This window comes from Paenibacillus spongiae, assembly GCF_024734895.1.
GTDB lineage: Bacteria > Bacillota > Bacilli > Paenibacillales > Paenibacillaceae > Paenibacillus_Z > Paenibacillus_Z spongiae.
Genome location: NZ_CP091430.1, coordinates 5,260,768 through 5,275,871, shown reverse-complemented (window position 1 = coordinate 5,275,871; position 15,104 = coordinate 5,260,768). Strand labels below are relative to the sequence as shown.

The 15,104-nt window shown below is 47.8% G+C and carries 12 protein-coding genes; 11 read left to right on the top strand and 1 reads right to left on the bottom strand.

Features of this window, described 5'->3' with window-relative positions; genetic code table 11:
• Positions 1–82: 82 nt before the first annotated feature.
• From L1F29_RS23900 to L1F29_RS23885, 4 genes are all read left to right on the top strand, one after another.
• Entirely contained in the window at positions 83–2,488 is a 2,406-nt protein-coding gene (locus tag L1F29_RS23900; protein WP_258384547.1) for a helix-turn-helix domain-containing protein, read from the top strand.
• A 152-nt stretch (positions 2,489–2,640) separates the two neighbouring features.
• Positions 2,641–4,263 carry an ABC transporter substrate-binding protein gene (locus tag L1F29_RS23895; RefSeq protein ID WP_258384546.1) on the top strand — a complete coding sequence of 541 codons (1,623 nt, stop codon included), beginning with the start codon at positions 2,641–2,643 and terminating at the stop codon, positions 4,261–4,263.
• A gap of 48 nt (positions 4,264–4,311) precedes the next feature.
• Positions 4,312–5,220 (top strand): ABC transporter permease, encoded by a 909-nt coding sequence (locus L1F29_RS23890; RefSeq protein ID WP_258384545.1) that lies wholly within the window; start codon positions 4,312–4,314, stop codon positions 5,218–5,220.
• A 12-nt stretch (positions 5,221–5,232) separates the two neighbouring features.
• On the top strand, positions 5,233–6,126 hold the full coding sequence (locus tag L1F29_RS23885; RefSeq protein WP_258384544.1) for a carbohydrate ABC transporter permease: 894 nt from the start codon (positions 5,233–5,235) through the stop codon (positions 6,124–6,126).
• Between the two features lie 220 nt (positions 6,127–6,346).
• Here L1F29_RS23885 and L1F29_RS23880 read toward each other — a convergent pair whose 3' ends face one another.
• Positions 6,347–7,162 carry an IclR family transcriptional regulator gene (locus L1F29_RS23880; protein ID WP_258384543.1) on the bottom strand — a complete coding sequence of 272 codons (816 nt, stop codon included), beginning with the start codon at positions 7,160–7,162 and terminating at the stop codon, positions 6,347–6,349.
• Between the two features lie 226 nt (positions 7,163–7,388).
• Here L1F29_RS23880 and L1F29_RS23875 point away from each other — a divergent pair, with 226 nt between their 5' ends.
• The 7 genes from L1F29_RS23875 (at position 7,389) to L1F29_RS23845 (ending at position 15,082) form a co-directional block, all read left to right on the top strand.
• On the top strand, positions 7,389–8,537 hold the full coding sequence (locus L1F29_RS23875) for a Gfo/Idh/MocA family protein (RefSeq protein ID WP_258384542.1): 1,149 nt from the start codon (positions 7,389–7,391) through the stop codon (positions 8,535–8,537).
• 48 nt (positions 8,538–8,585) lie between these two features.
• Positions 8,586–10,292: an extracellular solute-binding protein gene (locus L1F29_RS23870; RefSeq protein ID WP_258384541.1), complete on the top strand. Its 1,707-nt coding sequence runs from the start codon at positions 8,586–8,588 to the stop codon at positions 10,290–10,292.
• Between the two features lie 84 nt (positions 10,293–10,376).
• Positions 10,377–11,345: an ABC transporter permease gene (locus L1F29_RS23865; RefSeq protein WP_258384540.1), complete on the top strand. Its 969-nt coding sequence runs from the start codon at positions 10,377–10,379 to the stop codon at positions 11,343–11,345.
• 14 nt (positions 11,346–11,359) lie between these two features.
• The gene (locus tag L1F29_RS23860; RefSeq protein WP_258384539.1) at positions 11,360–12,241 is read left to right on the top strand and encodes a carbohydrate ABC transporter permease; all 882 of its coding nucleotides are present in this window, start codon (positions 11,360–11,362) and stop codon (positions 12,239–12,241) included.
• A 39-nt stretch (positions 12,242–12,280) separates the two neighbouring features.
• Positions 12,281–13,567 (top strand): aspartate aminotransferase family protein, encoded by a 1,287-nt coding sequence (locus L1F29_RS23855; protein WP_258384538.1) that lies wholly within the window; start codon positions 12,281–12,283, stop codon positions 13,565–13,567.
• 17 nt (positions 13,568–13,584) lie between these two features.
• Complete coding sequence (locus L1F29_RS23850; RefSeq protein ID WP_258384537.1) at positions 13,585–14,346, top strand: phytanoyl-CoA dioxygenase family protein; 762 nt, start codon at positions 13,585–13,587, stop codon at positions 14,344–14,346.
• 253 nt (positions 14,347–14,599) lie between these two features.
• Complete coding sequence (locus L1F29_RS23845) at positions 14,600–15,082, top strand: MarR family winged helix-turn-helix transcriptional regulator (protein ID WP_258384536.1); 483 nt, start codon at positions 14,600–14,602, stop codon at positions 15,080–15,082.
• The last annotated feature ends 22 nt before the right edge of the window (positions 15,083–15,104 follow it).

The window sequence follows — 15,104 nt, the reverse complement described above, 5'->3', positions numbered from 1 at the left end:
TCACTGGCTGCGATGAGGTCGGGGGTTCGTTTCCCCTAGGCTCCTTATTTAATCTTTGAAAAGCCTTGGTATAAGGCTTTTTTTGTTTTTAGCGGTAAGTACTGATATGCAGCCTATAATTCCGTCAGTGCCTGCTATGCGGGAGATAAGCGAGGAACAGATCGGGCAATTGATTTTTAAATATATAAAGATGTGTTACATTAAGGAATATGATTTTAAAGAGCCAGGGGGTCAAGTAGAGTTGAAGCGGAGCATTACATTGCGTTTTTTTGTGCCGTATGCGGCTATATTGCTGATATCACTCGGCATAGGACTTTATTTTCAGCAGCAAACCTTTGATACGATGGAGCGGCAATTAATCAATGAAAACTTCCGTGTGCTGGATCAAAGCAAACGTGTGCTGGATCAGCGCTTTGAAGAAGTGAAAATGATCATTCAGCAAATTGAAAGCGATACCAAAATTAAATATTTGGCATTCGAGAAAAATCCCCTACAAGGAAACAGCATGTTTGATGTTTATGTCACTCAAAAAAACCTGTATGACTTTAAGTTATACAATAATTTTATAAGCGATTACTATATTTTATATCAAAACAGCGAATTGGTGATTGGGCCGAATGTCGTTTCAAGCTTTTCCTATTTTTTTGAAGACCTATTGCCGCATCAGCAAATCGAATATCAAGAGTGGATCGAAAAATATGTGAAGGCATTTCATAATTATACCTATATCCCGATGATGCAATCCAATGAAGATGAACACCAAACGATGCTTACGCTTGTTCATTCATTAGGAATGCCGTACCGTCATTACGGGGCGGTCCTGCTGCTCATTGATGATAAAGCCATACGTCAAATGCTGTATTCTCTCGATACATCCTATGGAGGATGGGCTTTCATTACCGATGCTGAAGGACGAATGATTGCGTCATCTGCAGAGGCGCCCGAACAACTGCCGGCACTACTGTCTATGAATGGAGAAAGAGGAACAGAGAATCTGCAATTAGCGAATGATAACATGCTAGTGACGTATATGACTTCAAATACGAACGGCTGGAAATATGTTGTCGTACAGCCCAAAGCATTAGTTATGGCCAAGATGTATGATTTACAAAAAGTAATCTGGATAAGCTTTGTTATCGCGCTGTTATTTGGTTTGATCGTCGCGATATTGCTGGCCTATCGGACGAGTCAGCCGATCCGTCAGCTATGGTTCGCGTTGAGCGGGAAAATCGAAGAAGGCGCAGAGACTCGGGATATGTTCGGACAGATGCAAAATACGGTTTCTACGATTATACATAATAATGAGGTTCTGCAAGATAAGGTGGACAAGCAGCAACCGCTGCTCAGGTTTAATTTACTCCATCGTTTATTGCAGGGTGGCATTTCAACGGAGCAAGAGATTCGGACGCAGATGGAGCATTATCATTGCGTGTTGCCCGGGGACGCGTTTGCGGTGGCAGTCATCGATTTGAATGCGATGGATTATGTGCCGGATGAAACCATGCTTCATGATATAGAGGTTAAACGTATTTTTGCGAAAGAGGCGCTGGAACAATATTTTGCCGGAAAAGCCTTATGGCATGATATTAGCGAGGATAAAATGGCGGTCATGATGGTCATGCAGCCGGAGACGGCGCAGAATGTTCATAAGCTGCATATGGCGATGCGCCAATCCGGCGTCAGCCAAATCATCTCGGTTGGACGTACCTATCACAAGCTGACGGAGCTTGTCCATTCGTTTGCCGAAGCGAATGAAGCTCTTGAATGGAATAAGAGGCAACGAAATCAAATATCGGTTATGTATTATGAAATGATGCCGCCGCATGTTGCTTATCATTACCCGGCAGAGCTGCAGCTGCGTCTGATGAATTTTGTGCGGGACGGCAGCACACAGGAGTTGAACAACTTGCTGGCGCAGCTGCATAAGGAAAACATGCAGCAGCGAACGCTGTCCATTTCAATGATGAAGTTCTTCTTGCTGGAATTGCAGGGTACCATGATTAAGCTAGGCGATCTAATGGACGTACAAGCACCCTTGGAAAAGGGCTTAAAAACATATGAGCTGGAGCAGCTGGCATCGGTGTCTGAATTGGAGCGATTCTATCGGCAATTGGCGGAACAACTGTCCGCAATGTGTGAGCAAATCCATGCTCGTAAGGCCAATCGGCATACCGAACTTATTGAGGAAGTGTGCAACTATTTGCAGGAGGCATACTGCCGTTCCGAGATGAGTCTTTCGCATGTCGCGGATCGGTTTAATATTTCTGATGTTTATTTATCCCAGTTGTTCAAAGAATACAAAAACGATAATTTTTTTAGTTATGTGGAACAGCTGCGTATGGAAAAAGCAAAAGGATTGCTGACAGACAAAACGTTTGCCATTCAGGAAATCGCAGAGACAATTGGTTATCAATCGGCGAATACTTTCGGACGTGCTTTCAAGCGGCTTTACGGCATGTCCCCGAGTGCATATCGCAATCTGAATTGAAAAAAGCAGGGCGGTACAGATTTGCTGTACCGCTTTTTTTAAAGATTGCACGGGTTTTAATTATTGCAGATTTACGAATTTATGTAAGCGCATTAGTATTTGTCCCAGCAGATGCGTGAGCTTCTGCGTCAATCATAGGGAGGTCGATTCGAATGAAACGAATGAACCGGTTAGGATTGTTGGTCTTGTTATTATGTTTCATGATTGTAAACGCTTGCAGCAATGCCGGATCGGGACAAGGGGAACAGAAAAAAGAGGATGATGTGGAGCTGCAGGTGTCCGCCCCCGGCCAGTTTCCAATTGTCAATGAGAAAGTAACGTTGAAAGTACTGGTACCTTCTAATTCACTGGTAGAGAACTTTGAAACGAATGAATTCACCAAATGGATGGAAGAGAAAACAAATGTACATGTTGAATGGGAAGTCATGCCGGCAGACAGCGCGCAGGAAAAGCTTAATCTGATCCTCTCTAGCGGAGAGCTGCCGGATGTCATTATGGACAGCCCCGTTACGCTGGCGCAATTGATGGTGTACGGCAATCAAGGCATGTTTCTGCCGCTTAACGATTTGATCGATAAGCATGGGTACGAAATCAAAAAAGTGTTTGAAAAAATGCCGATTGTTAAAGAAACGATTACTACGCCGGACGGCTATATTTATGCCCTGCCTCAGGTGAACGAATGTTATCACTGTACAATGTCCCAAAAAATGTGGGTATATAAACCATGGCTGGATAAGCTGCAAATCGATGTTCCGCAAACGACGGAGCAATTTTACGAAATGTTGAAAGCGTTTAAAGAAAAAGATCCGAACGGCAACGGCAAGCCAGATGAAATTTCGCTCGCCGGTGCGCCGAAAACATGGTTTGGAGCGGTAGACGGCTTCCTGATGAACCCATTTATTTATTCCGATAAATACGTGGCGAACGGCAAGATTGAAATTCCATACAATAAACCGGCATTCAAGGAAGGCTTGAAGTATATGCACAAGCTTTATGCCGAAGGATTGATTGCACCGGAATCGTTCACGCAAAACGGGGATCAGCTGACGAAGCTCGGAGAAAACCCGGATACGCCAATCTTAGGCGCGGTTCCGGGAGGCTGCATGATCTGTAGTTTCACAACACGCGGTAAAGATTATGTAACCATCCCGGCGCTGCAAGGTCCGGAAGGCAAACGCACATCCTTGTATATGCCTTCACCTGTTACTCGCCCCACGGAGTTTATCATTACCAATCAAGCCAAGCACCCGGAGGTTGCTCTCAAATGGGCGGATGCGATGTTCAGTGAGGAAGTTACGTTTCGCTCTACAAATGGTATACCTGATAAAGATTGGCGCTGGGCAAAGGATGGAGAGATTGGGATCAATGGCAAACCTGCCCGATGGACTATACTTTACAAATATGGAAATATTCAGAACGATGATTGGAAGGGGACCGGGCCGTCTTTTCAAGACAATGATTTTCGTTTGAGCATGAGCGTTGAACCTGGAGATATTGAACAGGTGTTATTTGCCGAAACGAACAAAAACTATGAACCTTATATACCGAAAATCAGCGAAGTCGTCCCCACGCTTTTCTTCTCGGAGGCGCAATCGGCCGAATTGGCCGAGCTGGAAAAGACAATTACAAATTATGTGGATGAGATGAAGGCTAAATTTATTACCGGAAAAGCTGACCTCGAGAAAGAGTGGGATTCCTACGTCCAAACGTTAGATAAACTTAATGTAAAACGTTATTTGGAAATCTATCAAGAGGCTTTCGACGCGAAAAAATAAAGGGTAAGGGAGGCGCAAGCCTCCCTCTATCATCAAGGAGGAAGAACGTTGAAGTCTCTATGGAGAAGGACATTCAACAATTGGGAGCTATACGCGTTGTTTGCTTTGCCGCTGCTCTATATCATCGTTTTTCAATATATCCCGATTTACGGCATACAAATTGCTTTTAAGCAATTTTCTCCGGTAAAAGGCATCACTGGAAGCCCATGGATCGGTTTTGATCATTTTATCCGTTTTTTTGAATCCTATGAATTTTGGCGGGTAATGAAAAATACGCTGGAGCTCAGCTTATATCATTTGATTGCGGGCTTTCCCTTTCCAATTCTATTGGCGCTAAGTTTGAATTATGTGATGAACCAGCGCTTCAAGAAGTTCGTGCAGATGGTCACCTACGCGCCGCACTTTATTTCAGCCGTCGTTATGGTCGGCATTATGCTGGTAGCGCTGGAGCCGCGTGGTCCCATCAACGCGCTGCTGCAAGCCGTAGGAATCACTCCCGTTCATTTCATGGCTGAGGCCTCTTGGTTTAAATCCATCTATGTATGGTCGGATATTTGGCAGAATATCGGTTATAGCTGCATCATTTATTTGGCAGCATTATCGGGTGTCAGCCCATCGCTGCATGAAGCAGCAGTGATGGACGGCGCTAGCAAGCTGCGCCGCATTTGGCATATCGACTTGCCCGGGATTATGCCGGTGGCCATTATTTTACTTATATTGAGCATGGGGAGTATCCTTAATGCCGGATTTGAAAAAGTGCTGCTGATGCAGACTCCTCTGAATATGGAATCCGCCGAAGTTATCGATACGTATGTCTACAAAGTAGGGTTAGTATCCGCATTGCCCAATTATTCATATGCTGCGGCGATTGGGCTGTTTAAATCCGTTGTTGCGTTTATATTGCTCATTACGGTTAACTATACGGCCAAAAGAATCGGGAATGAAAGTTTGTGGTAAAGGGTGATAGGGATGGAACATGCAATAAAAGAATCTCGTGGAGATCGTCTATTTACGATCATCAATTATTCGGTGTTATCGTTGCTTCTGGCAACGGTTTTATTTCCGCTGCTGCATGTGTTGAGCGCATCCTTCAGCTCGCCTCAAGCCATTATTTCCGGCAGGGTTTGGTTATTCCCTGTTGATTTTAGCTTGGAGGGCTACAAAACCGTTTTTAATTACGGTCTTGTCTGGTCGGGATACGCCAATTCCTTATTCTATGCTGTTGTGGGTACAACGATTAATGTGATTTTAACGATTATGGCCGCTTATCCGCTTTCCCGCAAAGATTTTATGGGCCGTCAATTTTTTATGTTTCTGTTTGTTTTTACGATGCTCTTTAACGGCGGACTCATTCCGACGTATTTGTTAGTGAAGCAGTTGGGTATGCTTGATACCCGGTGGGCAATGATAATTCCTGGCGCGCTGGCCGTATTTAATGTAATCATCACCCGCACCTATTTCCGGACGACGATTTCCGACGAGCTGCTGGAGGCTGCGCAAATCGACGGCTGCCGCAACTTGCGTTTTCTATGGAAAATTGTTGTGCCGCTATCAGGGCCGATTATTGCGGTCATGGCCTTGTTTTATGCCGTCGGTCATTGGAATTCTTATTTCGGAGCCTTAATCTATTTGCGGGATCAAGGGCTATACCCTCTGCAGCTTATATTGAAAAACTTACTGGTCCAGAATGAATTCGACCCCACGATGATGGGCGATGTGGAGCAGATGGCTCAGAAAGCATACCTGACCCAGTTGTTGAAATATTCTTTAATCGTAGTCGCTTCCTTACCCGTTCTCATCATATATCCGTTTGTTCAGAAACATTTTGTGAAGGGAGTTATGATCGGTTCTTTGAAGGAGTAGTGAACACTATCGATTAAGGATTCGGGAGAGGGGTCGGTCAAGTTTGAGTAGAAGGAGAATTTAAAACTAGCTCGATGATTAGAGCGGGACGCAGGCTGCCTAAAGCCTCGCGTCTCGCTTTATTTACCTTCACGGTCTTCTACTTGTCTTCTCGCTTTACCCTTTAAACGCGAATGACCAAATCGACCAGAATGCAGAGATACGCCGATAGGGCTGCCCTTCACGGCTTGTTCCCCATCGACTTCGTTTCCGTGACAGAGTGGCGGATGTTTCCGCCGTTATAACCGAGGTCGCGGGAAATGAGCGCGGCCGTCTGTTTGACCTCTTCGCCGATGACCATGAATTTCACAGCCGGCAAATCCTTGCTCAAAGCCGTGATGCTAAGGGAAGCGACGATATTGCCGGTATAATTGCGAATCGGAGCCCCGATGCAGCGAACGCCCTCCTCGAATTCCTCGTCTTCGATGGCGAAGCCATTCTCCCGCACAAACTGAACTTCCTCCAAAAACTTCTCGATGGAACGGATGCTTTTGCCGGTGGAGGCATCCATGGCGTCAGGTAACAGTGACCTGATGTCGTCATCGGATAAACCTGCAGCCAATGCCTTGCCTACGCTTGATTGGTGTAATGGCTGGCTTTGGCCGATCATGGTTGCGAATCTGACGAAGCCGCTACCTTCCACTTTATCGCAATATACCGGTTTGTCCCCGATCAGCACGGCTAAGTGGCACGTATACGGCTTTTCCTCAACTAACCGCTCTAAGTGCGGGCGGGCGATTTGGACCATATCCATGGAGTCGAAATACCGGTTTCCCCAGCGCAGGACACCGGGGCCTAGGCGGTATTTGCCTTCTGGCGTTTTGCGGATGATCTCATGCTGCTCTAATGTGTTGAGGATGACAAAGGTGGTTGTCTTGGGAAGCTTCAGCTGCGAGTGCAAATCACTAATGGAGAGCTCACTTGCGGCCAATGCGTTGAGAATGGCAATGGCCTTCTCTAAAGCCGGGACGGAATACTCTTTCGTGCCTTGCGCCATCCGTATACCTCCATATATGAGAAATTAGTATTCGCCTGATCGGATAATTGCATATTGGGGCTATGGGTATTCATTATACGGAACGGTGTTTAGAAATATGACTGGTGGGTGGGAAACATCATATAGAATAAATCGCTTTCAAGCTCAATAGGATGAAATGGGATCTGAATATTGAACGCATGACATGCATTGTCATATCCACTACCACTTCATAGGGGGAAGGAAAATGGCCATAAAAGTCGGTATCGTAGGCGCGAGGGGGCTTAGTACGCTCCAAGGATTCAAAAGCTTGCCGGATACGGAAGTGGTGGCGCTTTGCGATTTGGACGGAGACTATTGTAGGGAGACCGCCGCCAAACACGGCATACCGCGTACTTATCGCATTTATGAAGACATGCTGGCTTCGGATATCGATGCGGTGGTCGTTGCAACGCCGATGCAGCTGCATGTGCCCCAAACGATATTGGCCCTGCAATCGGGCAAACATGTGTTGAGCGAGGTAACCGCCGGTGTCTCCATGGACGAATTATGGTGGCTGAAAGAAACCGTGGAATCAACGGGAAGCGTCTATATGATGGCGGAAAACTATTGCTATATCCCGCAAAACCAACTGATCTTGAGCATGGTGAAACAGGGGCTGTTCGGCGAGGTGTATTTCGGCGAAGGCGAGTATCTGCACGATATCCGAAGTCTTGCGTTCCGCCACAACCGCAGTGGAGCGGCGGAAGGCACGAAGGCGACCTGGCGCAATTACTGGCAGCTTGGCAAACGCGGCGCCTTTTATCCGACTCACAGCCTTGGGCCCGTGATGCAATGGTTCGAGGGGGATCGTATTCGTTCCGTTTCCTGTTATGGAACCGGTTGGCATACGGATAACCGTTTTCGCCAGGAAGACACCTCGATTACGCTGTGCCAGATGGAGAGCGGGAAGCTGATCAAGCTGCGAATCGATTGCATTTCCAAGCGCCCGCATAATATGAGCTACTATACGCTCCAAGGAACGAAGGGCTGCTTCGAAGCGCCTCGTGGACTCGGAGACCAGCATAAAGTATGGTTTGAATCCGACAGCGAGCATCCGGATCATGCCAAGTGGCGGCCGTTGAGCGATTATAATGCGTATTTGCCTGAGCGGTACAAGAACGTAACGGAAGAGCAGAAGGCAGCAGGACACTGGGGAGGTGATTTCTTCATCGTTGAGGATTTCGTCCATGCGGTTAAGGGGCTGCAAAAGCCTGCGATCGACGTATACGATGCTTGCGAATGGACGGCAGTAGCGCTGCTCTCCGAGCTATCCGCGATGAACGGCGGGAAGAGCATGGAGATGCCGGATTTCCGGAAAGCCTCCTCCTACGCCGAGCAGATTACCCGGATATAACGCCCTTTGCACGGGGAAAGATGATGATCAGAAATGGAGGTTTTGGGCGTGACTGTACTCAAAAAGGTAACGGCTATTGCCGCCGGCGTTCTACTGTTAGTGGTCACAGCTTGTTCCGGCGGATCGGACACCGGTAATGCGGGTCAAAAACCCGGGGATTCCTCTTCTCAAGAGCTGTACACGATTAAAGTGTTGTCCTCCGCAGCCAATCCCATCGTGAAGAAGAGTGACGAAACACCGATCGGTAAGGTGATAAAGGATAAATTCAATATCGTTTTTGAACTCATTCCTTACACCGGCAATTATCGGGATAAGTTGAACATGATGCTCGCTTCGGGCGATTATCCGGAAATTTTGCGGGTGGAACGACAAGATTTGGTGATGAAATATATAAGCGCAGGGGCGGCATTGCCATTAGACGATTTTGTGGAAAATTCAACTTATTTCAAGGACTCCTTCCAGGAGCTGATCTCTTACTGGAGGATGCCGGCCAATGACGGCAAGCTGTACAAGTGGGAGATGGCTGTTCCGCAGGACGTCAACAATTTTTGCGAATGCAATGACATTGCCGTTCGAATCGACGTGTTGAAGGAGCAGGGCTATCCGAAGCTGCTCAGCACCGATTCTTATATTGCGTTTCTCAAGAAGGCGATTGCGGCGCAACCGACGACCAACGGGAAGAAGACGCTCGGCGTCGTGGCGCCATTCGCCGAATCATGGGGAATGGCGGGCATTCTGCCTATTCTTTATGAGAAAGGCGACAAATATATCGCGATCGGCAACGAGGGCGTTGTCTTTAACATCAAGGAACAAAAATTCGAAGACATGCTCCTTAACCCGTACACGAAAGAGTCGATACAATTCTTCAATAAGCTGTACCAGGAAGGGCTGCTAGACAATGAAAGCTTTACGGATACGTACAATCAAGTATTGGAGAAGATCAAATCCGGTCAAGCGCTTGCTTTCTACTATACCATGTGGGCCAAGGATGTTGTGAACAATACGCTGGAGAAAGCCGGACATCCGGAACTGGAGTATGTCCAGCTGCCCATTCAAACGAATACCATGGTCGAAGAGGGCCAGAAGAAAAATTTGCGTTTGGAAACCGTCCGTCCATTCGATTCGATCATGATTACGAAAGAAGCGAAAGATCCCAAGCGGATATTTGAACTGGTGGACTGGATTTCCTCGGAGGAAGGACAGCTTCTTCTTCAGTCCGGCATAGAAGGGATGCACTACAAGAAAGTGGACGGCAAACGGGTCCTTACCGACGAGTTCAAGAAGGGATATAAGGAAGACGTCGATTATATGGCGAAGCAGGGCTTCGGTTTCTTCAACATCCTCGGATTCAAGGCTGCCTCGGCCAAAGACGGTCAACCGTATAGTTTGCTAAGCGATATCAATGTTCACGATGAATTTACTTTGACCGCACCGGTAGCCGAAACCTACAAAGCCATGGGCTGGGAGAACTCGAGGGATTGGTATTTGAAGAATGGCGTTCCGGCTCCGACCGGCCTGGCAAGCGGCGTGATTATCGATCCGGCCAGTCCGGAAGGATTGACTTCTCAGAAGATGGTGGAGCTTCGGATCAAAAGCTCGGCTAATCTGATCCGGTCCAAATCGGATGCGGAATTCGAAGCAAACTGGCAAGCAGTAATTGAACAATATCAAGCTCTCAACCCGCAGAAGGTTGTCGATAAGTACAATGAGCTTCTAAAGGAGCAGCTGGAAATTGTGAAAAAGTTTAAGAATTAATTCATCGCGGGGAGTTTATGAGGACCTATCGTAAATTCCCTTTTTTTCTCGATTCCCATGTACCGGAAGGGAGGACCTGGAGCCATGCAGGCGGCGGAGCAGCCGGCCATGGAAGCCGCGGTGAAACTGCAAAGCAATCGTCATAAGCGGCTAAAAAAGGCGTATCGGCAAAAGTATTTATTTCTTATGATCATGCCGGCGATTATTTTAATTTTCGTATTTCACTATATCCCGTTAGCCGGTTGGCTGATCGCTTTTAAAAATTACCAAATTGGCATCAGCTTATGGAAGGTACCGTGGGCGGGGCTCGATTATTTCAAGATGTTTTTCTTGGAAAGCGCCGATTATATCTACTTGATTCGCAATACCTTGGTCATGAACATATCGGTTATTGTCTTGAATCTTACGGTAGCGATGATCTTCGCAATTCTTCTGAATGAGGTGCGTCATTCCTGGTTCAAGAAGATCATTCAAACGGTCTCCTTCTTTCCCTTTTTCGTATCGTGGGTCATTGTATATGCGATTATTCACGCTCTGATGGCGGAATCGACCGGAGCAATCAACGTTACGCTGATCAAGCATGGGATTATTGAGCAGGGCATTAATGTCCTGGGGGATAAAGCTTATTCCTGGGTGCTCATCATCTTTGTGATGGGGTGGAAGTATTTGGGGTACAACGGGGTGATTTACCTCGCCTCGATCGCGTCAATCCCATCGGAGCAGTACGAAGCGGCGGCAATTGACGGAGCCGGACGGTTCGGGAAAATTTGGTACATCACCATTCCAAATTTAATGCCGACGCTTATCATTCTGCTTATCATGAATGTCGGTTGGGTGCTGAATTCCGATTTTGAGCTGTTCTATCTGTTCACGAATCCGACCAACTGGGAGACAATGGAAGTCTTAGATATGTATATATACAAATTTGGCTTGACGCTTGGCAATTTCCCTTATGCGACTGCGGTCGGGATCATTAAAACGATCATTAGCCTGCTTCTGGTTATCGGCGCCAACGCACTTTCCAAGAAGGTGACGAACAAATCGCTGCTCTAGTGAGGAGGGCGGATATGGGGAAGAGAACCCTTATCGACTGGCATTTCGAGATCGCGAATTACCTGCTGCTTACGGTGATCGGCATTATGATGTTTTTTCCGTTTCTGTATATCGCCAGCTATTCGTTAAGCGAGCCGAGCAAGCTGCCGCAAGGGCTGATTATGCTCCCGGCGGGTTTTACGGTTGAGGCGTATATTAGAGCGTTCCAGGACCCGGCTGTTTTTCGCAGCATTCTTATTTCCGTTGGCAGGACGGTGCTTGGTCCCGCGCTGATGATTTTCGTTACCTCTATGGCCGCGTACTGTCTAACAAGGAACGATTTTCTGGGCGTGCGGTTTTGGAGAAAATTTTTCGTTTTTACGATGTATTTTTCAAGCGGGCTCATTCCTTTGTATGTGTTGATTGTTCAGCTTCATTTGTCGAAGTCCTTTTACGTATATATCATCCCTACGGCCATCAGCGTATTCAGCATGATATTAATCAAAACGTACATCGAAAGCTTGCCGGACTCTTTGGAAGAAGCGGCCGTCGTTGATGGAGCGAACGATCTTACGGTATTCTGGCGCGTTATATTCCCGCTATGTTTGCCGGTTATTGCCGCAATGGTGCTGTTCTCGGCGGTTGGGCAGTGGAACAATTTTATGGATACGCAGCTGTACAACGCCATGAATCCCGAATTGTTCACCCTGCAATATGTGCTATACCAGACCCTATCGAATGCGAATAACGCCAGTCTTATGCAGTCGTCGGCAGCGAATCCGACCGCCAATACGGTAACGCCCGAAGGGCTCAAGATGGCGATCACGATGATTACGGTTTTACCGGTTATGATGATTTATCCGTTCCTGCAAAGGTATTTTATTAAGGGGATGCTTGTCGGGTCGATCAAGGGCTGAACAGATTTCATGAAGTGCTAGCATGGGAGGCGGATGGCCATGTCACGTAATGTGCAAATATACGAGGAATCGAAGAAATATACGCCAGGCGGCGTTCATACTTCTATACGCAGCGTCGATCCTTTCCCTGTATTCGTAAAAGCGCAGGGTGCCTATATCTATGATGCGGACGGCAGGAAATATATCGATTATCAGGCGGCCTTCGGCCCGTTCATACTCGGGCATAATCATCCATACGTCAATGCAAAGGTCATTGAAGCGATCGGCAGGACGGATCTGTACGGGGTCGGCTGTACCGATTTGGAAGTGGAATGCGCACGCCTCATCTGCAAGCATGTCCCCTCCTCCGAGCAGGTGCTCTTCTGCAACTCGGGATCGGAAGCGACTTACCATGCAATCCGGTTGTCCCGAGCCGTTACGGGGCGGAAGAAGCTGATCAAATTTCAAGGCTGCTACCATGGCTGGCACGATTATGCAGCACGCAACATGTTAAGCGCGTGGGAAATGATCGGCAAACGCGACCCCGGTTCTGCAGGCATGCTTGACGAGGCTGTCGATCATACGCTGGTTTGTACGTTCAACGATTTGGACGATGTCGAGCGGACCTTCCGGGAGAACAAGGGGGAGATCGCCGCCCTGATCGTCGAGCCGATTCCCCATAATATAGGCTGCGTGCTACCCCAGCCGGGCTTCCTTCAAGGATTGCGGGAGCTTTGTTCGGCTAACGGAACGCTGCTGATCTTCGACGAAGTCATAACGGGCTTTCGCCATGACATCGGCGGATTTCAGCTGGTGGCCGGCGTAACCCCCGATTTGACAACGATGGGCAAAGCGATGGCCAACGGTTACCCGATCGCCGCAATCGCCGGAAGGAAGCCTTATATGGAGCGGTTCAATACGAATCCGGGCGGTGACGTCTGGTTCGCAGGAACATACAACGGGCATGCCGTCGGCACGGCCGCATCCATTGCAACCATTGAGCTGATGGAGAATGAGCCGGTGCATGAACGGATCTTCCGATTGGGGGATCGGATGCGCGCCGGAATCCGCGAGATCCATGAACGGTTAGGCATCAAGGCGTTCGTAGCCGGCTTCGGTTCGGTCTGGACGACGTATTTCATGGACTTTGAACCGAAGCATTACGGCGATTTACAGCATAACGATGCCTCGATGTATCTCAGCTACCGCCGCAAACTGAATGAGAATGGAATCTTCAAGCTGCCGATGAATTTGAAACGCAATCATATCGGGTACAGCCATACCGACGAGGATATCGACGTTACGCTGGAGATCATCGAATCCGTTTTGAAGGAGCTTCGTTCATAGAATAGGGAGGATGCGCGATGGGATTAAGTAAAGAGCAGCTGGAACAGTTTCAAGAAAACGGATTTTTAGTCATCGGTCCGCTCCTGACAGAGGACGAACTGGCTGCTCTGCGCAGCAGGATCGATGCGCTGGCCTCGGGGGAAGATCCGTTGTCGGCGCGAGTCGGGATCCGGCTGGAGGCCGATGCAGAGAAGTTGAAGCAGGAATCCAAGCTAAATAAGGTGTGGCAGATTATGGATGCCTCTTCTTACGATGAAACCATAGCCAGGCATGCCCGCAATCCCCAAATACTCGATATTGTCGAGCAATTGCTCGGCACATCGGATATCAAGCTGTTCGGAGACCAAACCCTGATGAAGCCGGCGCATCACGGTTCGCCTGTTTCCTGGCATCAGGATTCCGGGTATTGGACGCAGATCAGTCCTCCCGCACTCGTTAACTGCTGGACGGCGCTTGACGATGCGACGATCGAGAACGGCTGCGTTCGTTACGTCCCCGGCTCGCATAAGCGCGGGGTTCTGGAGCATCACAGGGAGAATGACGGATTTCTGCATGTGCGCGACTTTGACCCGAATCAAGCGGTTCCGGCGGAAGTTCCTGCCGGGTGGTGCGCTTTTCACCACAGCTGCACGATCCACAGCAGCGGTCCCAACTTGTCCCCGAACCGTCGGCGCGGGCTGGTAACCTCCTATATGCGAGCAGATTCAGAGTGGGTAGGGGCAATCGGGAGGAAAGCGTTTCCCCTGGTCCGCGGAAGGGAATACGAGGGAAGAGTTTGAGATAGCTTTATTGTTATAAAAAAAAAGAAATGCAAGTCCACGGTTTATTACTGATCGTGGATTTTTTTTATAGCCAATTATTTATCTCAGTATTCTGCTCCCGCCATACAAAACGTCTGGTGGAACCAGTGGAATCCTGATTGCGTATATGTATTTACTTTACTTTGTGCATATATTTAGGTAGACTAACTAATAGTTAAACTAATTAATAGGTGATCTAATTAATGGGATAAGAATCGGAGGGAGGCAAACCATGGATCAGGAGAACAGTCAAGGCAAACGTCTGATTGAAGTTATGGCCCAAATAAGACGTGTGTCGTCTAAGCATCAAATGGATGACATTATTCCCCACCGCGAATTTCATGTACTGGAAATTATCAATAGCCGAATGCAGTGCAGAAGCTCCGATGAACAGGAGCAGCTTGCTCCTCCAGGTATTAAAGTATCTGAATTGAGCGAGATCTTGCACATTACGATGCCTTCCGTCTCGCAGATGATCAATGGTTTAGAGGAGAAAGGTTATGTGAAGCGTGTCACGACTAAAAATGACCGGCGTGTTGTATATTTAACGCTCGATGTTGAAGGCGAGGCCGCATTAAAGAAAGCCAAGAATGCTTTCTTATCCTATACCAATGAACTTGTAGCTCGGCTTGGACATGAGGAAACGGAGCAGTTTATCACCCTATGCACGCGCCTTTACGAGATTATCGGCGACATGAAGAGCCGTCAATCCTAATCATGCCAATCCGAATAAGCTC